This is a genomic window from Pseudomonas sp. LBUM1649, assembly GCF_059716155.1.
Window position 1 is genome coordinate 1785735 of sequence record NZ_CP166807.1, and the last position, 20986, is coordinate 1806720.

Sequence of the window (20986 nt, forward strand, 5' to 3'; positions counted from 1 at the left end):
GACGCCTTGGTTAACCTTCAGGCTTTATTTCAACGGCAGGAGTGGCTATGGCTATGGACTTGACCAGCGCATTGCTGGGGCTGGCGGGCGCGGCGCTGCCGTTGCTGGTGTTGGCCTGGCAACTGCAGCGCCGGGCGAGCACCGCTCAGGCTCAGGCGTCGCTGCTGGAAGAGCGCCTGGCCACGGCGCATCTGGCGCAGGATGGCTTGAATGCGCAGCTCGAGGCCTGTCGCGATGAAATCGCTGATCTGGGTCAGGCTAACGCCGCCAAACAGGCGGACCTCGCCGCCGTGCGCCGTGAGGTCGAGCTGCTGCAAATCGAGCGTGACGATGCCCGCGATGCTGCCCACGCCTGGAATATCGAACGCGCCGGCAAAGAAGCCGAATTGCGTCGCCTCGACGCCCAGGCCGCGTCCCTCAACGCCGAGCTGCGTGAGCAACAGGAAAGCCATCAGCAGCGCCTCAACGACCTGCAGAGCTCGCGAGACGAGCTGCGTGCGCAGTTCGCCGAGCTGGCGGGGAAAATCTTCGATGAGCGCGAGCAGCGTTTTGCCGAAACCAGTCAGCAGCGCCTGGGGCAATTGCTCGATCCATTGAAGGAGCGCATCCAGTCTTTTGAAAAGCGCGTCGAAGAAAGCTATCAGGCTGAAGCCCGGGAGCGCTTCTCCCTGGCCAAGGAACTGGAGCGCCTGCAACAGCTCAACCTGCGCCTGAGCGACGAAGCCACCAACCTGACCCGCGCCTTGAAAGGACAGAAAACCCAGGGCAACTGGGGCGAATTGATTCTGGAGCGCGTGCTTGAGCATGCGGGGCTTGAGAAGGGGCGCGAGTATCAGACCCAGGTCAATCTCAAGGGCCCGGACGGCGAGCGTTTCCAGCCGGACGTGGTCATCTACCTGCCGGGCGACAAGCAGGTGGTGGTCGATTCCAAGGTGAGCCTGACGGCCTATCAGCAGTACGTGGCAGCCGAAGACGAAGCCATCGGCCAGATCGCCATCAAGCAGCACGTGCTGTCGTTGCGCAATCACGTCAAGGGCCTGGCCGGCAAGGACTACAAACGTCTCGACGGCTTGCACAGCCTGGACTTCGTCCTGTTGTTCGTGCCGATCGAAGCGGCTTTTTCCGCCGCGTTGCAGGCTGAGCCCACGCTGTTCCAGGAAGCCTTCGACCGCAACATCGTGATCGTCAGCCCGACCACGCTGCTGGCGACCCTGCGTGTCATCGACAGCCTGTGGAAACAGGAGCGGCAAAGCCAGAACGCCCGGGAAATTGCCGAGCGGGCCGGGTGGCTGTACGACAAGTTCGTGCTGTTCATCCAGGATCTGGACGAAGTCGGCAATCGCTTGCAGCAACTGGACAAGGCCTACAGCTCGGCGCGCAACAAGCTGACAGAAGGGCGCGGCAACCTGGTCAGCCGCAGCGAGCAGCTCAAGTTGCTGGGGGCGAGGGCCAGCAAAAGCTTGCCGGCGGATCTGCTGGAGCGGGCGATGACGGATGTGGATGGTCTGGTCGAGTTGCCGGAATAACCGGAAAAGCATCGCGAGCAAGCTTTGCTCCTACAGGCTGCGCGCCGATCTCGCGGCACACATCAATCCCGTAGGAGCAAAGCTTGCTCGCGATGGCGTCATAGCTGCCACCGCGAAAATCAAACCATTACAACGGCAAATGCCGACTCAACAACGCCCGTAACGCCGCCGGTTTCACCGGCTTAGCCAAATAATCCAACCCCGCCGCATGCACCTGGGCCATCGTCTCGGGTCGACCGTCAGCGCTGATCACCACGCCGGGCACCGGCTCGCCCAGACGGGTGCGCAGCCAGGCCATCAGCTCGGTCCCGGTTTCGCCATCGTCCAGGTGGTAATCCACCAGCGCCAATTGCGGGCGCAACCCATCGCTGAGCAGGGCCATGCATTCCTGGCGGTTGCGCGCGGTCCAGACCTGGCAGCCCCAGCGGGTGAGCAAACTGTTCATGCCGATCAGGATGCTGTCTTCATTGTCGATGCACAGTACCTGGGCGCCGCTGGGCAACTTGCCATTGAGTTCGGCCGCCTTGGTCGGCAGCGCGGCTTGCGCGCGGGCCAGGGGTACGCTGACGCTGAACACGCTGCCGCGCCCCGGCCACGAGCGCACGCGCAATTTGTGCCCCAGCACGCGACATAATCCGTCGGCGATCGCCAGCCCCAGCCCAAGGCCTTTCTCGGCGCGGGTCTGATGGCTGTCGAGGCGTTTGAATTCTTCGAAGATCACCTGTTGCTTGTCTTCCGGAATGCCTGGCCCACGGTCCCACACTTCCAGGCACACCTCACCCTGGCGACGGCGCACGCCCAGCAGCACCGGCCCTTTGGCATAGCGGAAAGCGTTGGTCAGGAAATTCTGCAGGATGCGGCGCAACAGCTTTATGTCGCTGTCGATGCGCAACGTACTGCTCCTGACGCGAAATTCCAGCCCCTGGTCCCGCGCCAGCGCCTTGAATTCGGCACCCAGGGTGGCGAACAACTCATTGAGCGCAAACGGCTTGGCATCCGGGTTGATCTTGCCGTTTTCCAGGCGGGAAATATCCAGCAAATCGCTGATCAGGTCTTCGGCCGAACGTAGCGAACTGTCCAGGTGGTGGACCAGTTTTTGCGCCTCGGCGGACAAGCCGTCGTCCTGGTGATTAAGGGCGGCGGAGAACAGGCGCGCGGCGTTCAACGGTTGCATGAGGTCATGGCTGACGGCCGCCAGGAACCTGGTTTTCGACTGGTTCGCGGCCTCGGCGGTGCCCTTGGCTTCGGTCAGGGCCACGTTGAGTTGCGACAGCTCGTGGGTGCGTTCGGTGACGCGCTGTTCCAGGCCCTCGTTGGCCTCGGTCAACGCCTGCTCGGCTTCGCGGAACGCGGTGATGTCGGTGAAACTCATGACGAAGCCGCCACCGGGCATCGGGTTGCCGATCAGTTCGATCACCCGGCCGTTGGGGAACAGCCGTTCGGACGTATGCGCCCGGCCCTGGCGCATCCAGTGCAGGCGACGCGCGACGTGCACTTCGGCTTCACCGGGGCCGCACAGGCCGCGTTCGGCGTTGTAGCGGATGATGTCGGCAATGGGCCGGCCGACGCTGATCAGGCCGTCCGGGTAGTCGAACAACTCCAGGTAGCGACGGTTCCAGGCCACCAGTTTCAGCGATTGGTCGACCACGCTGATGCCCTGGGTGATGTTCTCGATCGCGCCTTGCAGCAGCGCGCGGTTGAATTGCAGGACTTCCGAGGCCTCGTCGGCGATGCGAACGACGTCCTCCAGCTGCATTTCCCGGCCTTCAATGGCGGCTTTTACCACGGCGCGAGTCGATGAGGCGCCCAGCACACCAGCGAGCAATCGTTCGGTGTGGGCAATCCACTCATCGTCGGCGTTCTGGGTCGGATTGAAGCCTTTGCCCTGGCGGTAGGCAAAACGGATGAAGCTCTGCCGTGCGCGTTCTTCACCGACAAAGCGTGCGGCCAGTTGCAGCAGATCGTCGATCTGTACCGAGAGCATCGAGCGGGCGCTGGGCCGGGCACTGATTTCCTGGCCGATGAAGCGACCGGCCTGCCAGTGCTCCGACACTCGCGTGCGAGACAGTACCGAGACCCAGGCGAACAGCGTGAAGTTGCCCGCCAGCGACAGCACCACGCCCTGGGTCAGCGGGGTGATCGGCAGGTTCAAAGGGTTGCTGTGCAGCCAGGCCAGGCCCGGGAAACTGCTCAGGGACAAGCCGAGGCTGTGGGCGGCAATCGGCAGGATCAGCGTGTAGAACCACAGGAATGTACCGGCGGCGAGGCCGGCGAACACGCCGCGGCGGTTGGCCTGTTTCCAGTACAGCGCGCCGAGCATCGCCGGTGCCAGTTGCGTCACGGCGGCGAAGGCGATCTGGCCGATGGTCGCCAGGCTGGCGGTCGACCCCAGCAGGCGATAACTGACGTAGGCCAGCAGCAGGATGACCACGATGCTGACCCGGCGCACCGACAGCATCCACTGGCGGAACACCTCGAACGGACGCTCGGCATTGTTGCGGCGCAGCAGCCAGGGCAGCAGCATGTCGTTGGAGACCATGGTCGACAGCGCCACGCTGGCCACGATTACCATGCCGGTGGCCGCCGATGCGCCGCCGATAAAGGCCAGCAACGCCAGCGCAGGATGAGCCTGGGCCAACGGCAGGCTGATGACGAAGGAGTCCGGCAGCACCGAACTGGGCAGCAACATCTGGCCCGCCAGCGCGATCGGCACGACGAACAAGGCCGCCAGGGCGAGGTAGGCCGGAAACACCCATTTGGCCAGGCGCAGATCCTGCGGGTCGATGTTCTCGACCACGGTCACGTGGAACTGCCGCGGCAGGCAGATGATCGCCATCATCGCCACGCCGGTTTGCACCACCATGGATGGCCAGTTGATGGTTTCCTTCCAGTATTCTTCGAGGCGCGGGGCGAGCATGGCCTGGTCGAACAGGTCGTCGAAGCCGTCGTACAGGCCGAAGGTCACGTAGGCGCCAACCGCCAGGAAAGCGAACAGCTTGACCAGCGATTCGAACGCAATCGCCAATACCATGCCGCGGTGGTGTTCCGTGGCGTCGAGGTTGCGCGTGCCGAAGACGATGGTGAACAGCGCCAGTACCAGGGACACCACCAGTGCGGTGTCTTGCGCGCGAACCCCCGTGGCATCGGCGCCGGCACCGATCAGCAGGTTCACCCCGAGCACGATGCCCTTGAGCTGCAACGCGATGTAGGGCAGCACGCCGACCAGGCAGATCAGTGCCACCACCACCGCCAGGGATTGCGATTTGCCATAGCGGGCGGCAATGAAGTCGGCAATGGAGGTGATGTTCTCCTGCTTGCTGATCATCACCATTTTTTGCAGGACCCACGGCGCGCCGATCAACAACAGGATCGGCCCGAGGTAGATCGGCAGGAAGGACCAGAGCTGCTCGGCCGCCTGGCCCACCGCGCCGAAGAATGTCCAGCTGGTGCAGTAGACCGCCAGCGACAGGCTGTACACCCAGGCTCGCACCCGCGGCGGCAAGGGCGCGCTGCGATGGTCACCGTAAAAGGCGATGGCGAACATGATGGCCATATAGGCCAGGGCGACGACGGCAATCAGCCCGCTGGACAGCGACATGGGAACTCCAGGCAACCAAAGACACCCGGGCCTCCCGCCCGGACAGACAGTCTCGCACGATGGCAGGGGTTAGTCAGTGTCGACCAAGGTCGTGGCGTGGCGGGGTGTCTTGCAAGGCTTTGCCACCGGCATGGCGACTGCACGTGCCGCTTCAAGCGCGCTCGACCTTGTGGCGAGCACTGTCCCTCAACACCCCGATCTGTGCGCTCGGTGGTTTTTACGCGTCCCTGGCGCCTTCGTTGGTGCGCACGGCCACCGGCTCGACCTCGAACCTGATAGGCGGCGCGACCGTCGCCGCATTGACACTTTCCGGTGTCGTGGTTGTCATCTGTAAAATAGATAACAGTTAGAGATATTACCCGTTATATCGATATTCGATCCGGATCTAACATGGGCTCTACCTCACTTGAGGACAGGAGTTCGCCATGACATGCCCCAACACCATCAAACCCGGTCTCAAACCGTTCAGCCATTTGCAGCACCCGCGCGAGGTCATCCGCCAGTTCACCCCTAACTGGTTCGCCGCCACCATGGGCACCGGGGTGCTGGCCCTGGCGCTGGTGCAATTGCCCGTTGCCAATCCTGTTCTGCACGCCATTGCCGAAGCCCTTTGGCTGTTCAATATCTTTCTATTCCTGTTGTTCACGGTGCTGTACACGGCGCGCTGGGCGATGTTTTTCGATGAGGCGCGGCGGATTTTCGGCCACTCCACGGTTTCGATGTTTTTCGGCACGATCCCCATGGGTCTGGCGACCATCATCAACGGCTTTGTGCTGTTCGGCTTGCCGCGCTGGGGCGACGGCGTGATTCACCTGGCCGAGGCCTTGTGGTGGCTGGATGTGGCGATGTCTGTGGCGTGCGGGGTGCTGATTCCCTTCCTGATGTTCACTCGCCAGGAGCACAGCATCGATCAGATGACCGCGGTATGGCTGCTGCCGGTGGTGGCGGCGGAAGTGGCGGCCGCCAGCGGTGGCTTGCTGGCGCCGCATCTCACCGATGCCCATGGGCAATTGGTGGTGCTGGTGACCAGCTACGTGCTCTGGGCCTTTTCCCTGCCGGTGGCGTTCAGCATCCTGACGATTCTGCTGCTGCGCATGGCACTGCATAAACTGCCCCACGAAAACATGGCCGCTTCGAGCTGGCTGGCACTCGGGCCGATTGGTACCGGTGCACTCGGCATGTTGCTGTTGGGCGCCGATGCGCCGGTCATTTTTGCCGCCAACGGTTTGTCGGGCGTCGGTGAAATTGCTGCGGGGCTGGGTCTGGTCGCCGGGATCACGCTATGGGGCTTTGGCCTGTGGTGGATGTTGATGGCCGTGCTGATCACCCTGCGTTATCTGCGCGCCGGCATTCCTTTCAATCTCGGCTGGTGGGGTTTTACCTTTCCGTTGGGCGTCTATTCTCTGGCAACGTTGAAACTGGCCAGCACACTGCACCTGACGTTTTTCAGTGTCCTTGGTTGTGTGCTGGTGAGCCTGCTGATCGTGATGTGGCTGATCGTCGCCAAGCGTACGGTGCAAGGTGCCTGGCGCGGCGAGCTGTTTGTCTCGCCGTGCATTGCAGGATTAAAGAAATAACCGGCAAAGATTAGGTAATGTGTGGCCTGGATCGACGTGCGACATTCCAAGCACTGTATCCACGCCACTCGCTACCCACTCATAAGCTTCAGGGACACATGGAAGATGAGTCACCCTTCACAGTTCACCTTGCTGCGCACCCGGCGTTTCCTGCCGTTCTTCGTGACCCAGTCCCTCGGGGCGTTCAACGACAACATCTTCAAGCAGTCGTTGATCCTCGCCATCTTGTACAAGCTGTCGATCGAAGGCGACCGTTCGATCTGGGTCAACCTGTGTGCGCTGCTGTTCATCCTGCCGTTTTTCCTGTTCTCGGCGCTGGCCGGGCAGTTCGGCGAGAAGTTCGCCAAGGACGCGCTGATTCGCCTGATCAAGCTCGGGGAGATCGCCATCATGGCGGTGGGCGCGGTGGGCTTCCTGTTCGATCACCTGTGGTTGATGTTGCTGGCGCTGTTCGCCATGGGGACGCACTCGGCGCTGTTCGGGCCGGTGAAGTACTCGATCCTGCCCCAGGCCCTGCATGAAGACGAACTGGTGGGTGGCAACGGACTGGTGGAAATGGGCACCTTCCTGGCGATTCTGGCCGGGACCATCGGCGCCGGCATCATGATGTCTTCCAGTCATTACGCGCCGGTCGTTTCCACCGCGATCATCGCTATCGCCGTACTCGGTTACCTGGCCAGCCGCAGCATTCCGCGGGCGGCGGCGGCCTCGCCGGAGATGCGTCTGAACTGGAACATTTTCAGCCAGTCCTTGGCCACGCTGAAACTGGGCCTTGGACAGACCCCGGCGGTGTCGCGTTCGATTGTCGGCAACTCATGGTTCTGGTTTGTCGGGGCGATTTACCTCACGCAGATCCCCGCCTATGCCAAGGAATGGATGCACGGCGACGAAACCGTCGTGACCTTGATCCTGACGGTGTTCTCGGTTGGTATCGCCGTGGGTTCGATGCTCTGCGAAAAGCTCTCCGGGCGTAAAGTCGAAATCGGTCTGGTGCCGTTCGGCTCGTTCGGCCTCACGGTTTTCGGCCTGTTGCTGTGGTGGCATTCCGGCGGGATTCCAGACAATGCCCTGGGCCATGGCTGGCTCGAGATCCTCGGTTTTGGCCACGCCTGGCTGGTGTTGCTCGACATCCTCGGCCTGGGGGTGTTCGGCGGTTTCTACATTGTGCCGCTGTATGCCCTGATCCAGTCACGCACCGCCGAGAACGAACGGGCCCGGGTGATCGCCGCCAACAACATTCTCAACGCGCTGTTCATGGTGGTGTCGGCGGTCGTCTCGATCATCCTGCTGAGCATGGCCAAACTTTCGATCCCGCAGTTGTTCCTGGTGGTGTCGTTGCTAAACATCGGCGTCAACACCTACATCTTCAGGATCGTTCCCGAGTTCACCATGCGTTTCATGATCTGGCTGCTCAGCCATTCCATGTACCGCGTGGAGCATCGCAACCTGGACATGATTCCCGATGAGGGGGCGGCGTTGCTGGTGTGCAATCACGTGTCGTTCGTCGATGCGTTGCTGATTGGCGGTGCGGTGCGTCGGCCGATCCGCTTCGTGATGTACTACAAGATCTATGACTTGCCGGTGCTCAATTTCATCTTTCGCACCGCGGGGACGATTCCGATCGCGGGTCGTCAGGAAGACATCCAGATCTACGAAAAGGCCTTCACGCGCATCGCGCAATATCTGAAGAACGGAGAGTTGGTGTGCATCTTCCCCGAGGGCAAATTGACCGCCGATGGTGAGATCAACGAGTTCAAGGGCGGGCTCAAGCGCATTCTCGAAGAAACCCCGGTGCCGGTCATTCCCCTGGCATTGCAGGGGTTGTGGGGGAGCTTCTTCAGCCGCGATCCGGGCAAGGGGCTGTTTCGCCGGTTGTGGTCGCGGGTGACGCTGGTGGCGGGGCCGGTGGTGGCCGTTGAAGCGGCGCAGCCGGCCAGGTTGCAGGCCATGGTGAGTGAGTTGCGCGGCGTGGTGCGGTAGGTCGAAGAGAAAATCCTGAAGCTGGCTTGTCGGGTCGCCGCGTCGCAGCGATGGCGGCCTTAAAGCCGACCAGTCGCCACCGGATGTACCCGATCCCCTGTGGGAGCGAGCCTGCTCGCGATGGCGGCCTGACAGCCGACCTGTTGTTTGTTGACCGCGTACATATCCATTCCTGCGGTAACGTCCACTTATGGTTTCACCCTTACGGCGAGTCACTTGGAAAAGCCTGTAGGAGCGAGCCTGCTCGCGATGGAGGTCAACGATGACGCGGGGAGCCTGACACCCCGTGGTGCTCTCAGGTTTTTCGCGAGCATGCTCGCTCCTACAGGGCACGCCGCGATGGGCCATCCTTGGCCCAGCGCGGCTAACCCGGGATCCATGCCGGGTTACCCACTGCGCAGAACCGGAACGAAGCCTCTCGATATGGCAAGAAAATCAAAAGCCAAAGCAAAAGCGAGGCGGCCTAACGGCCGGCCTGATCGGGAGCCGTACGCATTTCCCCCTGTAGGAGCCGGCTTGTTGCGGGCGGCGTTCCGACGATGGGGCCCGAAAGACCAACGCAATGTTCAAGACCGCCTTCGCTGGCAAATCGGATCGCCGCACCTCTGGCTCCTACAAGGCGTATCGGGATATCACCCCGCCATCGTCAAGCGGTTACGCCCCTCGCGCTTGGCGACGTACAGGGCGCTGTCGGCCCTGCGCAACAGGCTCTCGGCGGATTCTCCGGGTAGCAGGGTCGAGCAGCCGAGGCTGACTGTCAGCTCAACCGTGCAGCCATCGGCTGGGTAATCCTCGGTCTGCGCTGCGCTGCGCAGGCGTTCGCCGACCAGGGCCGCCGCTTCCCGGCTGGTGTTCGACAGCAGGATCAGGAACTCTTCGCCACCGTAGCGAAACACCATGTCGACGTTGCGCAACTGGTTCTTGATCGAGGCGGCTACCGCCTTGAGCACGTCATCGCCGGCGCTGTGGCCATGGGTGTCGTTGATCCGCTTGAAGTGATCGATGTCCAGCATCAACAAGGACAAGGGTTGCATGTGACGTCGTGCCAACTCGATTTCCCGCCGCAGCGTCTGGTCCATGGCGATGCGATTGCCGGTGTCCGTCAGCGGATCACGCAACGCACTTTGGGTGGCAGCTCGGTACAGCAGGGTATTGCGCATCGGGTAGAGCAGCGCGGCCAGTAGAGACTCGAGGTTGGCCTGTTCCTGTTCGCTGAAACGCTGGTTGCGGCGAAAGATCAGTTCGCCCAGGTGTTCGCCTTCGTGGCTCAGGCTGTAGCTGATCGAGTGGTGGCCTCGCAGGCCGAATTCCAGGCGCAAGTCACTGCTCTTGTGCTGGTAACTCAAGGCATCAAGCGGTACGAGTCGCTGGATTTCGCGGTAGAACAGCCCAAGTATCCGTTGCGGTTCAAGGCTGGTTTGCAGCTGCAGGTTCAATTGCTGGCGCAGCTGCGCAAGGCTGACAGGCCTCTCCAGAATCGGTGGCTGCTGACCAAAGCCCAGGCGTTGCAATTTGGCGCTATCAAAGTCAATTGCGTTGGTCTGGGAAGGTGATTTCATATGGCGTGCGCCCTTGAGCAGTAAGGCTGTCTTACAAGCTGGGTGCGAGCGGCTCTAGGCTGCGCGTCATACTGGTCCGTCAGTCCCATAGGACATTTCGTACAAGCTTAATCTGCTTTATCGCAGATTAGTAATCTGCAATTTGGCCTCGCACCCTTCGCTTTTGCACAGCTAGTCCGGGAAAATGCTGAGCGAAAGTCGTGCCACTTACCTGATTTTTAGTAAAAATCGTTCTGAATCAATATGTTGATAAGCGACAAGATTGGCGAGAGAAAAAGTGCGACGGTTGTTTGACTAAAAGTGCGCTCTCGTTGCAGTGCCGCGTCGGGAAGTCGACGCGGCACAAAAGCGACGTACGGTACTACTGGGCGTTGAATGCCTGGCCGTTGATACCGGTACTGTCCGGGCCCATCAGGTAGAGGTAGGCCGGCATGATCTCCTCTGGCGTTGGATTGTTCAGCGGGTTTTCTCCTGGGTATGCCTGCGCGCGCATGCTGGTGCGAGTGGCCCCCGGGTTGATGCTGTTGGAGCGGACCGGCGCAACGCTGTCGACTTCGTCGGCCAGGGTTTGCATCAGGCCTTCGGTGGCGAATTTCGAGACACCGTAGGCGCCCCAATACGCGCGACCCTTGCGCCCGACGCTGCTGGAGGTGAACACCACCGAGGCATCCTGGGACAGCTTGAGCAGTGGTAACAGGGTGCTGGTCAACATGAACATGGCGTTGACGTTGACCTGCATGACGCGCATGAAGTTTTCGCCGGACAGCTGTTCGATCGGGGTGCGCGGACCGATGATCGACGCGTTGTGCAGCAAGCCATCCAGGTGGCCGAATTCGCTTTCGATCATTGCAGCCAGCTCATCGTATTGATGGGGCAGGGCGGTTTCCAGGTTGAATGGGATCACGGCCGGTTGCGGATGGCCGGCGGCTTCGATGTCGTCGTAGACCTGGGTCAGGTTGGCTTCGGTCTTGCCCAGCAACAGGACGGTGGCGCCATGGGCGGCATAGGTTTTGGCGGCGGCAGCACCAATGCCACGACCAGCGCCGGTGATCAGGATGACCCGGTCCTTGAGCAGATCGGGGCGGGCGGAATAATCAAACATAAAAAACCTCAACGAAAATTCTTCAGGTCAAGCGCGATCCCTGTAGGAGCGAGCATGCTCGCGATGGACGTCAACGATAACGCGTGCTGCCTGAGTGATCGCGTTGTCCGGGCGTTTTTCGCGAGCAGGCTCGCTCCTACAAAAGCGGTCAGCAGCCACACAGGGCGCTATCAAGCACCTTGCGCAACTCCAGCGGATGATCGACTACCACATCCGCCCCCCAATGCCGCGGATTATCGTCCGGGTGGATGTAGCCGAACGTCACGGCGGCCGTCCTGGTGCCGGCATCGCGCCCCGATTCGATATCGCGCAGGTCATCGCCCACGAACAGCACGCTGGCCGGGTCGAGGTCGAGCATCTTGCAGGCGAGGATCAATGGCTCCGGGTCGGGCTTGCTGTTCTTCACGTGATCCGGGCAGATCAGCAGTGCCGAGCGCTTGGCCAGCCCCAGCTGCTGCATGATCGGCTCGGCGAAACGCAGCGGCTTGTTGGTGACCACGCCCCAGATCAGGTTGGCCTTCTCGATGTCGGCCAGCAGTTCGCCCATGCCGTCGAACAGTTTGCTGTGAACCGCGCAGCCCACCAGGTAGCGCTCGAGGAACTCCAGGCGCAACGCCTCGAAACCTGGTGATTCCGGGTCCATGGAGAAGGTCGCCGCGACCATCGCCTTGGCGCCGCCGGAGATTTCGTCGCGGATGTGCTTGTCGTTGATCGGCGGCAGACCACGGTCGGCACGCATCGCCTGGCAAATCGCAATGAAGTCCGGCGCGGTGTCGAGCAGGGTGCCGTCCATGTCGAAAAGAACCGCTCTGATACGCATCGGCTTACTCCTCGCGCAGGGTCTGGATCATGTAGTTGACGTCCACGTCGGACGCCAGTTTGTAATGCTTGGTCAACGGATTGTAGGTCAGGCCGATGATGTCCTTGACGGTCAGGCCGGCCATGCGGCTCCAGGCGCCGAGCTCGGAAGGGCGGATGAACTTCTTGAAGTCATGGGTGCCGCGTGGCAACAGCTTCATGATGTATTCGGCACCGACGATGGCGAACAGGTAAGCCTTCGGGTTGCGGTTGATAGTGGAGAAGAACACCTGGCCGCCCGGCTTGACCATGCGAAAGCAGGCGCGGATCACCGAGGACGGGTCCGGTACGTGCTCGAGCATTTCCAGGCAGGTGACCACGTCGAACTGTTCCGGCATTTCCTCGGCCAGGGCCTCGGCGGTGATCTGCCGGTACTCGACGTTCACGCCCGATTCCAGCTGATGCAGTTGTGCCACCGCCAGTGGCGCTTCACCCATGTCGATGCCGGTCACGGTTGCGCCGCGCTGGGCCATGGCTTCACTGAGGATGCCGCCGCCGCAACCGACGTCGAGGACTTTCTTGCCGGCCAGGTTGACGCGCTCGTCAATCCAGTTGACGCGCAGCGGATTGATGTCGTGCAGCGGTTTGAATTCGCTTTCGCGGTCCCACCAGCGATGGGCCAGGGCTTCGAATTTGGCGATTTCGGCGTAGTCGACGTTGCTCATGGTTTAAGTCCTCTAAAACTTGAAAAATCCTGTAGCCCCGGTGTCGGGTCCGGGGGGCTTACGATTCTTTGCGGCCGCTGATGCGCTGGCCCCAGGCCTTGGCGGTGGCGACGAGTTGCTGTTCATCCAGGCGCGTCAGGCGACGGTCGTCGAGCAGTTGCTTGCCCGCGACCCAAAGGTGTTTCACGCAATCGCGGCTGGACGCATATATAAGCTGCGAAACCGGATCGTAGATCGGTTGCTGGGCCAGGCCCGAGAGGTCGAACGCCACGATGTCGGCGGCCTTGCCCAATTCCAGCGAGCCCACCTCGGCTTCGATCCCCAGTGCGCGGGCACCGTTGAGGGTGGCCATGCGCAGGGCACTGTGGGCGTCCAGCGCGGTGGCCGAGCCCGCGACGGCCTTGGCCAGCAGGGCGGCGGTGCGGGTTTCGCCGAGCAGGTCCAGGTCATTGTTGCTGGCGGCGCCGTCGGTGCCGATGGCCACGTTGACCCCTGCCTGCCACAAGCGCTCCACCGGGCAGAAACCGCTGGCCAGCTTCAGGTTTGACTCCGGGCAGTGAATGACATGGGTGTTGCTTTCTACCAGCAGCGCCAGGTCTTCCTCGCTGATCTGGGTCATATGCACCGCCTGGAAGCGCGGCCCCAGCAGGCCCAGGCGCGCCAGGCGGGCCAGCGGCCGTTCACCCTGCTGTTCGAGCGCTTGCTGCACTTCGAAGGCGGTTTCATGTACGTGCATGTGGATCGACGCGTCCAGCTCTTCGGCGATCACCCGGATTTTTTCCAGGTTTTCATCGCCCACGGTGTAGGGTGCATGGGGGCCGAAGGTGATTTTGATGCGTTCGTGATGCTTGAGGTCGCCAAACAGCTCGACACCCTGGCGAATCGCCTCGTCCGCCGTGCTGGCGCCCGGGATCGGGAAGTCGAGGATCGGAATCGCGATTTGTGCGCGAATGCCGCTGTTGTGCACGCGCTCGCTGACAACCTTCGGGAAGAAATACATGTCAGAGAAGCAGGTGATGCCGCCCTTGAGCTGCTCGGCGATGGCCAGGTCGGTGCCGTCGCGGACGAAATCCTCGTCGACCCACTTGGCTTCGGCCGGCCAGATGTGGTTTTCCAGCCAGGTCATCAGCGGCAGATCGTCGGCCAGGCCACGGAACAGAGTCATTGCCGCATGCCCATGGGCATTGATCAGGCCGGGGCTGAGCAGGGTGTCCGGCAATTCGCGCACTTCGGTTGCGTTAAACTGCAGGGCGGCGCTGCGAGGACCGATGAACGCGATGCGCCCGTCACGGATGCCCAGGCCATGATCCTTGAGCACGACGCCAGCGGGTTCGACGGGTACCAGCCAGGTCGGCAGCAACAACAGATCGAGCGCAACGGCAGTGTTCGGCATCGAGGATCGGTTCCAGGGCTTTTGTAAAGGATGGCGAAGTATACCCGAGCGTCTTCGCCGGGGGATCGCTATAATCGGCGGCTTTTGTTTCTGACTGCGGGGTGTGGGATGCGCGATCGACTGTTGGCTGCTGAGAAGGTAAAGGCCATCGATTGGCGTGATGGCGCCCTGTACCTGCTGGATCAGCGTGTTTTGCCGTTCGAGGAAACCTGGATCGCCTGCACCAGCGCGGCGAGCGTGGCCGAGGCCATTCGCTCAATGGTGGTGCGCGGCGCGCCGGCCATTGGTATCAGTGCCGCCTATGGCGTTGTGCTGGCAGCGCGCGCGCGGTTTGCCGAGGGCGGCCACTGGCAGGCAGCGCTGGAAGAGGATTTCGCGCTGCTCGCCGACTCCCGTCCGACCGCGGTCAACCTGTTCTGGGCGCTGGGTCGCATGCGCGAGCGCCTGGCGCGCCTGAAAAAGCACGCGGACCCCTTGTCCGTGCTGGAAGCCGAGGCCCTTGCCATTCACGAAAGCGACCGCGAAGCCAACCTGACCATGGCGCAACTGGGCGTCGACCTGATCCGCAAGCACCAGGGCAACGCCCAGGCGATCCTGACCCACTGCAACACCGGCGCGCTGGCCACCGGTGGCTTCGGCACGGCGCTGGGCGTGATTCGCGGCGCCTTCATCGAGGGCATGGTCGAGCGCGTGTATGCCGGCGAAACCCGTCCATGGCTGCAAGGCTCGCGACTGACGGCATGGGAACTGGCCAACGAAGGCATTCCGGTGACCCTTCATGCCGACTCCGCCGCTGCGCACATCATGAAGATCAAGGGTGTCACCTGGGTCATCGTCGGCGCGGACCGCATCACCGCCAATGGCGACGTGGCCAACAAGATCGGCACCTATCAGCTGGCCGTCAATGCCATGCACCATGGCGTGCGCTTCATGGTGGTGGCGCCGAGTTCGACCATCGACATGAACCTGGCCAGTGGCGACGACATTGTGCTCGAGGAGCGAGATGGGCGCGAGTTACTGGAGGTGGGTGGCCAGCGGCTCGGGGCCGATGTCGATGCGTTCAACCCGGTGTTCGATGTGACCCCGGCGGACCTGATCGATGCGATCGTCACCGAAAAAGGCATCGTTGAACGTCCGGATACGGCGAAGATGACCCAGTTGATGTGCCGCAAGCGCCTGCATTGATGACCTCTGGTGTCTGTTAAATCGCCTTCGCGAGCAGGCTCGCTCCCACAGTAATCGAGGTGTGACCGCAATTGGCTGCGCAATGAAGAACCACTGTGGGAGCGAGCCTGCTCGCGAAGGGGTCCTGAAAGCAGTAAAACAGCTCGAATCTGACCCTGGTTCTCCATTCAACACGGCTCTAAGCCCCTCTCGCCCCCTTCAAGCCTGTCATCGGTCAACTAACTATGCTCCATGCGCATCAGGGGGATAGGTGCGTGGCGGCTCTTGTGATAACATTCGGCGGTTTCCAAGGTTGCCTCGCGGGGCGACCTTCACTGCGCAGATCCATGGCATAACTCGTTGATTTGTCGTAAGTCGGTGCACGGCACTCAGCCTGCAGCGGCGAGCTTCGTTCGTCCCATATGGATGTGACGAAGTTTCACCAGAAAAAGGAATCAGGCTTCTCATGGGCGAACTGGCCAAAGAAATCCTCCCGGTCAATATCGAAGACGAGCTGAAGCAGTCCTATCTCGACTACGCGATGAGCGTAATTGTCGGGCGGGCACTGCCGGATGCGCGCGATGGCTTGAAGCCCGTGCACCGGCGCGTGCTGTTCGCGATGAGCGAGCTGGGCAACGACTTCAACAAGCCGTACAAGAAATCTGCCCGTGTTGTCGGTGACGTAATCGGTAAGTATCACCCGCACGGTGATACCGCGGTGTACGACACCATCGTTCGGATGGCGCAGCCATTCTCCCTGCGCTACCTGCTGGTAGACGGCCAGGGCAACTTCGGTTCGGTGGACGGCGACAACGCCGCGGCCATGCGATACACCGAAGTGCGCATGACCAAGCTGGCGCACGAGCTGCTGGCTGACCTGCATAAAGAAACCGTGGACTGGGTGCCGAACTACGACGGCACCGAAATGATCCCGGCGGTCATGCCGACCCGTATTCCCAACCTGCTGGTCAACGGCTCCAGCGGTATCGCCGTGGGCATGGCCACCAACATTCCGCCGCACAACCTCGGTGAAGTCATCGACGGTTGCCTGGCGCTCATCGACAACCCCGAGCTGACCGTCGACGAGCTGATGCAGTACATCCCCGGTCCGGACTTCCCGACCGCCGCGATCATCAATGGTCGTGCCGGCATCATCGAAGCCTACCGCACCGGTCGCGGACGCATTTACATGCGCGCCCGCTCGATGATCGAAGACATCGACAAGGTAGGTGGTCGCCAGCAGATCGTCATCACCGAACTCCCTTACCAGCTGAACAAGGCTCGTCTGATCGAGAAGATCGCCGAGCTGGTCAAAGAGAAGAAGCTCGAAGGCATCACCGAGCTGCGCGACGAGTCCGACAAGGACGGTATGCGCGTCGTGATCGAACTCCGTCGCGGCGAAGTGCCTGAGGTGATCCTCAACAACCTCTACGCCCAGACCCAGCTGCAAGCGGTGTTCGGCATCAACATCGTCGCGCTGATCGACGGCCGTCCACGGATCCTGAACCTCAAGGACCTGCTGGAAGCCTTCGTCCGTCACCGTCGCGAAGTCGTCACCCGCCGTACCGTGTTCGAACTGCGCAAGGCGCGCGAGCGTGGACACATCCTCGAAGGTCAAGCGGTTGCCCTGTCGAACATCGACCCGGTCATCGCCCTGATCAAGGCCTCGCCGACCCCGTCGGAAGCCAAGGAAGCGCTGGTCAGCACCCCTTGGGAGTCCTCGGCGGTGGTGGCGATGGTGGAGCGTGCCGGTGCCGACTCGTGCCGTCCGGAAAACCTCGATCCGCAATACGGTCTGCGCGACGGCAAGTACTTCCTGTCGCCAGAACAGGCGCAAGCCATCCTGGAACTGCGTCTGCACCGCCTGACCGGTCTGGAACACGAAAAACTGCTGGCCGAGTATCAAGAGATCCTCAACCAGATCGGCGAGCTGATCCGCATCCTCAACAGCGCCACGCGCCTGATGGAAGTGATCCGCGAAGAGCTGGAAGTGATCCGTGCCGAATACGGCGACGTGCGTCGTACCGAAATCCTCGATGCCCGTCTCGACCTGACCCTGGGTGACATGATCCCGGAGGAAGAGCGCGTCGTGACCATTTCCCACGGTGGCTACGCCAAGACCCAGCCGCTGGCTGCGTACCAGGCTCAGCGTCGTGGCGGTAAAGGCAAATCGGCGACCGGCGTCAAGGATGAGGACTACATCGCTCACCTGCTGGTTGCCAACAGTCACACCACGCTGCTGCTGTTCTCCAGCAAGGGCAAGGTCTACTGGCTGAAAACCTACGAAATCCCGGAAGCGTCCCGTGCCGCCCGTGGTCGTCCGCTGGTCAACCTGTTGCCGCTGGATGACGGTGAATACATCACTACCATGCTGCCGGTCGAGGAATACACCGAAGGTCACTTTATCTTCATGGCCACCGCCAACGGCACCGTGAAGAAGACCCCGCTGGAATCCTTCAGCCGTCAACGCAGCGTCGGCCTGATCGCGCTGGAGCTGGACGAAGGCGACGTGCTGATTTCCGCGGCCATTACCGATGGCGAGCGCGAAGTCATGCTGTTCTCCGACGGTGGCAAGGTCACGCGCTTCAAGGAATCCGACGTTCGCGCCATGGGCCGTACCGCCCGCGGTGTGCGCGGCATGCGTCTGCCGGAAGGGCAGAAGCTGATTTCCATGCTGATCCCGGAAGAAGGCAGCGAGATCCTCACCGCTTCGGCGCGTGGCTACGGCAAACGCACCGCGATCACCGAGTTCCCGGAGTACAAGCGTGGCGGCCAGGGCGTTATTGCCATGGTCAGCAACGAGCGCAACGGCCGTCTGGTCGGTGCGGTCCAGGTGCTCGATGGCGAGGAAATCATGCTGATTTCCGACCAGGGCACCCTGGTGCGTACCCGTGTCGACGAAGTGTCGAGCCTGGGTCGTAACACCCAGGGTGTGACCCTGATCAAGCTGGCCAACGATGAAACGCTGGTCGGTCTGGAGCGGGTCCAGGAGCCGTCGGAAGTCGAGGGTGAAGAGCTTGAAGGTGAAGAAGGTGCTGTGTTCGAAGGCAATGTCGTGATCGACGACATCGTTGAGGACCAGCAACTCGACGCCGCCGCTGACGAAGAACCACAGGAATAAGCGGGTAAGCAGGGGGCGGATGAAAATTCGCCCCCTTGTTGTTTGTCCGAACGGAAAATGTCGATATCCAGGGAGATCCCTTGTGGGAGCGAGCCTGCTCGCGAATGCAGGCGCCGCGGTACCTCTGAAACACCGCGGTGATGCATTCGCGAGCAGGCTCGCTCCCACAGGTTTTCTGCTTCGGCAGGGACCCGGTGTCGATTGATGTTGTGATTTATTGCGTGACTACCACCAAATCAGAGCGAGATTGGATGTGAGCAAGAGAGCCTATAACTTCTGTGCCGGTCCTGCGGCGCTTCCCGAAGCCGTCCTGCAGCGCGCCCAGGGTGAACTCCTCGACTGGCACGGCAAGGGCCTGTCGGTCATGGAAATGAGCCATCGAAGTGATGAGTTCGTGTCCATCGCCACCAAGGCCGAGCAGGATCTGCGTGATCTGCTGAATATCCCCTCGAACTATAAAGTGCTGTTCCTGCAAGGTGGCGCCAGCCAGCAATTTGCTCAGATTCCTCTGAACCTGTTGCCTGAAAGCGGCACCGCCGACTATATCGACACCGGTATCTGGTCGCAGAAAGCCATCGAAGAAGCGTCGCGCTTCGGCCACGTCAATGTTGCCGCCACCGCCAAGCCCTACGACTATTTCGCCATTCCTGGCCAGAACGAATGGCAGCTGTCCAAGGACGCGGCCTACGTTCACTACGCGCCGAACGAAACCATCGGCGGCCTGGAATTCCAGTGGATTCCTGAAACCGGTGATGTGCCATTGGTGGCCGACATGTCTTCGGACATCCTCTCGCGTCCGGTGGATGTCTCGCGCTTCGGCATGATCTACGCCGGCGCCCAGAAGAACATCGGCCCGAGCGGCATTGTGGTCAACATCGTGCGTGAAGACCTGCTGGGTCACGCCCGTTCCCTGTGCCCGACCATGCTCAACTACAAGGTCGCGGCCGACAACGGTTCGATGTACAACACCCCGCCGACCCTGGCCTGGTACCTGTCCGGCCTGGTGTTCGAGTGGCTCAAGGAGCAGGGCGGTGTCGAGGCCATCGGCAAACTCAATGACGTCAAGCAGCGCACGCTGTACGACTTCATCGACGCCAGCGGCCTCTACAGCAACCCGATCAACAAGTCGGACCGCTCGTGGATGAACGTACCGTTCCGCCTGGCGGACGACCGTCTGGACAAGCCGTTCCTGGCTGGCGCCGACGAGCGTGGCTTGCTGAACCTCAAGGGCCACCGTTCTGTGGGTGGCATGCGCGCCTCCATCTATAACGCCGTCGACATCGTTGCGGTCAACGCACTGGTTTCGTACATGGCAGAGTTCGAGAAGGAACACGGCTAATGTCTGAGCAAGAACTCAAGGCACTGCGCGTTCGCATTGACGCCCTGGACACCAAGGTCATGGAGCTGATCAGCGAGCGTGCACGCTGCGCCCAGGAAGTTGCGCGAGTAAAGATGGCCTCGCTGGCCGAAGGCGAAGTGCCGGTGTTCTATCGTCCTGAGCGCGAAGCTCAGGTGCTCAAGCGTGTCATGGAGCGCAACCAGGGGCCGCTGGGCAACGAAGAGATGGCGCGGCTGTTCCGCGAAATCATGTCCTCGTGCCTGGCCCTCGAGCAGCCGCTGAAAGTGGCGTACCTCGGCCCTGAAGGCACCTTTACTCAAGCCGCTGCGATGAAGCACTTCGGTCACGCCGTGATCAGCAAGCCGATGGCGGCCATCGACGAAGTGTTCCGCGAAGTGGCGGCCGGTGCGGTGAACTTTGGCGTGGTCCCGGTGGAAAACTCCACCGAAGGCGCGGTCAACCACACCCTCGACAGCTTCCTTGAGCACGACATGGTGATCTGTGGTGAAGTCGAGCTGCGAATTCACCATCACCTGTTGGTCGGTGAAAACACCAAGACCGACAGCATCAGCCGCATCTACTCCCACGCCCAGTCCCTGGCCCAGTGCCGCAAGTGGCTGGACGCCCATTACCCGAATGTCGAGCGCGTGGCGGTGTCCAGCAACGCCGAAGCGGCCAAGCGGGTCAAGGGTGAGTGGAACTCGGCGGCGATTGCCGGCGACATGGCGGCCGGCCTCTACGGGCTGACCCGCCTGGCCGAGAAAATCGAGGACCGTCCGGATAACTCCACGCGCTTCCTCATGATCGGTAACCAGGAGGTGCCGCCGACCGGCGACGACAAGACCTCGATCATCGTCTCGATGAGCAACAAGCCGGGCGCGCTGCACGAATTGCTGGTGCCGTTCCACGACAACGGCATCGACCTGACGCGAATCGAGACCCGTCCGTCGCGCAGCGGTAAATGGACCTACGTGTTCTTCATCGACTTCGTCGGCCACCACCGTGATCCGCTGATCAAGGGTGTGCTGGAAAAGATCAGTCAGGAAGCAGTAGCACTCAAAGTGCTGGGTTCCTACCCGAAAGCAGTTCTCTAAGGGGCGGTAG

General features: G+C 61.6%; 13 protein-coding genes and 1 pseudogene. 8 read left to right on the top strand and 6 right to left on the bottom strand.

Annotated elements, in window-relative coordinates; translation table 11 throughout:
- The first annotated feature begins 161 nt into the window (after positions 1 to 161).
- A complete protein-coding gene (locus ACA058_RS08285; protein ID WP_497639879.1) occupies positions 162 to 1526 on the top strand; it encodes a DNA recombination protein RmuC in 1365 nt (454 codons plus the stop codon).
- Positions 1527 to 1653: 127 nt separating this feature from the next.
- Here ACA058_RS08285 and ACA058_RS08290 read toward each other — a convergent pair whose 3' ends face one another.
- Complete coding sequence (locus tag ACA058_RS08290) at positions 1654 to 5124, bottom strand: hybrid sensor histidine kinase/response regulator (protein WP_497638655.1); 3471 nt, start codon at positions 5122 to 5124, stop codon at positions 1654 to 1656.
- A gap of 134 nt (positions 5125 to 5258) precedes the next feature.
- Between ACA058_RS08290 and ACA058_RS08295 the strand changes: the two are divergent.
- From ACA058_RS08295 to ACA058_RS08305, 3 genes and pseudogenes are all read left to right on the top strand, one after another.
- A pseudogene (locus tag ACA058_RS08295) lies at positions 5259 to 5450 on the top strand (MFS transporter); the annotation flags it as partial.
- A gap of 99 nt (positions 5451 to 5549) precedes the next feature.
- Positions 5550 to 6701, top strand: a complete 1152-nt coding sequence (locus tag ACA058_RS08300; RefSeq protein WP_497638656.1) for a TDT family transporter — start codon at positions 5550 to 5552, stop codon at positions 6699 to 6701.
- Between the two features lie 105 nt (positions 6702 to 6806).
- The gene (locus ACA058_RS08305) at positions 6807 to 8681 is read left to right on the top strand and encodes an MFS transporter (protein WP_497638657.1); all 1875 of its coding nucleotides are present in this window, start codon (positions 6807 to 6809) and stop codon (positions 8679 to 8681) included.
- 632 nt (positions 8682 to 9313) lie between these two features.
- On the opposite strand, the gene ACA058_RS08310 is transcribed toward ACA058_RS08305, so the two are convergent.
- From ACA058_RS08310 to ACA058_RS08330, 5 genes are all read right to left on the bottom strand, one after another.
- Positions 9314 to 10240 (bottom strand): GGDEF domain-containing protein, encoded by a 927-nt coding sequence (locus ACA058_RS08310; RefSeq protein WP_497638658.1) that lies wholly within the window; start codon positions 10238 to 10240, stop codon positions 9314 to 9316.
- Positions 10241 to 10601: 361 nt separating this feature from the next.
- Positions 10602 to 11342 carry a YciK family oxidoreductase gene (locus tag ACA058_RS08315; protein WP_497638659.1) on the bottom strand — a complete coding sequence of 247 codons (741 nt, stop codon included), beginning with the start codon at positions 11340 to 11342 and terminating at the stop codon, positions 10602 to 10604.
- Between the two features lie 148 nt (positions 11343 to 11490).
- Complete coding sequence (gene mupP, locus ACA058_RS08320) at positions 11491 to 12162, bottom strand: N-acetylmuramic acid 6-phosphate phosphatase MupP (RefSeq protein WP_497638660.1); 672 nt, start codon at positions 12160 to 12162, stop codon at positions 11491 to 11493.
- Positions 12163 to 12166: 4 nt separating this feature from the next.
- Entirely contained in the window at positions 12167 to 12865 is a 699-nt protein-coding gene (gene ubiG, locus ACA058_RS08325; protein ID WP_008065228.1) for a bifunctional 2-polyprenyl-6-hydroxyphenol methylase/3-demethylubiquinol 3-O-methyltransferase UbiG, read from the bottom strand.
- A 58-nt stretch (positions 12866 to 12923) separates the two neighbouring features.
- Positions 12924 to 14258: a TRZ/ATZ family hydrolase gene (locus ACA058_RS08330; RefSeq protein ID WP_497638661.1), complete on the bottom strand. Its 1335-nt coding sequence runs from the start codon at positions 14256 to 14258 to the stop codon at positions 12924 to 12926.
- A 108-nt stretch (positions 14259 to 14366) separates the two neighbouring features.
- Here ACA058_RS08330 and mtnA point away from each other — a divergent pair, with 108 nt between their 5' ends.
- From mtnA to pheA, 4 genes are all read left to right on the top strand, one after another.
- Complete coding sequence (mtnA, locus tag ACA058_RS08335) at positions 14367 to 15443, top strand: S-methyl-5-thioribose-1-phosphate isomerase (RefSeq protein WP_497638662.1); 1077 nt, start codon at positions 14367 to 14369, stop codon at positions 15441 to 15443.
- A 445-nt stretch (positions 15444 to 15888) separates the two neighbouring features.
- Positions 15889 to 18543: a DNA gyrase subunit A gene (gene gyrA / locus ACA058_RS08340; protein ID WP_497638663.1), complete on the top strand. Its 2655-nt coding sequence runs from the start codon at positions 15889 to 15891 to the stop codon at positions 18541 to 18543.
- 253 nt (positions 18544 to 18796) lie between these two features.
- Positions 18797 to 19882, top strand: a complete 1086-nt coding sequence (gene serC, locus ACA058_RS08345) for a 3-phosphoserine/phosphohydroxythreonine transaminase (protein WP_497638664.1) — start codon at positions 18797 to 18799, stop codon at positions 19880 to 19882.
- Complete coding sequence (pheA, locus tag ACA058_RS08350; protein WP_007908404.1) at positions 19882 to 20976, top strand: prephenate dehydratase; 1095 nt, start codon at positions 19882 to 19884, stop codon at positions 20974 to 20976. Before serC ends, pheA begins: the two co-directional genes overlap by 1 nt.
- Positions 20977 to 20986: the final 10 nt, after the last annotated feature.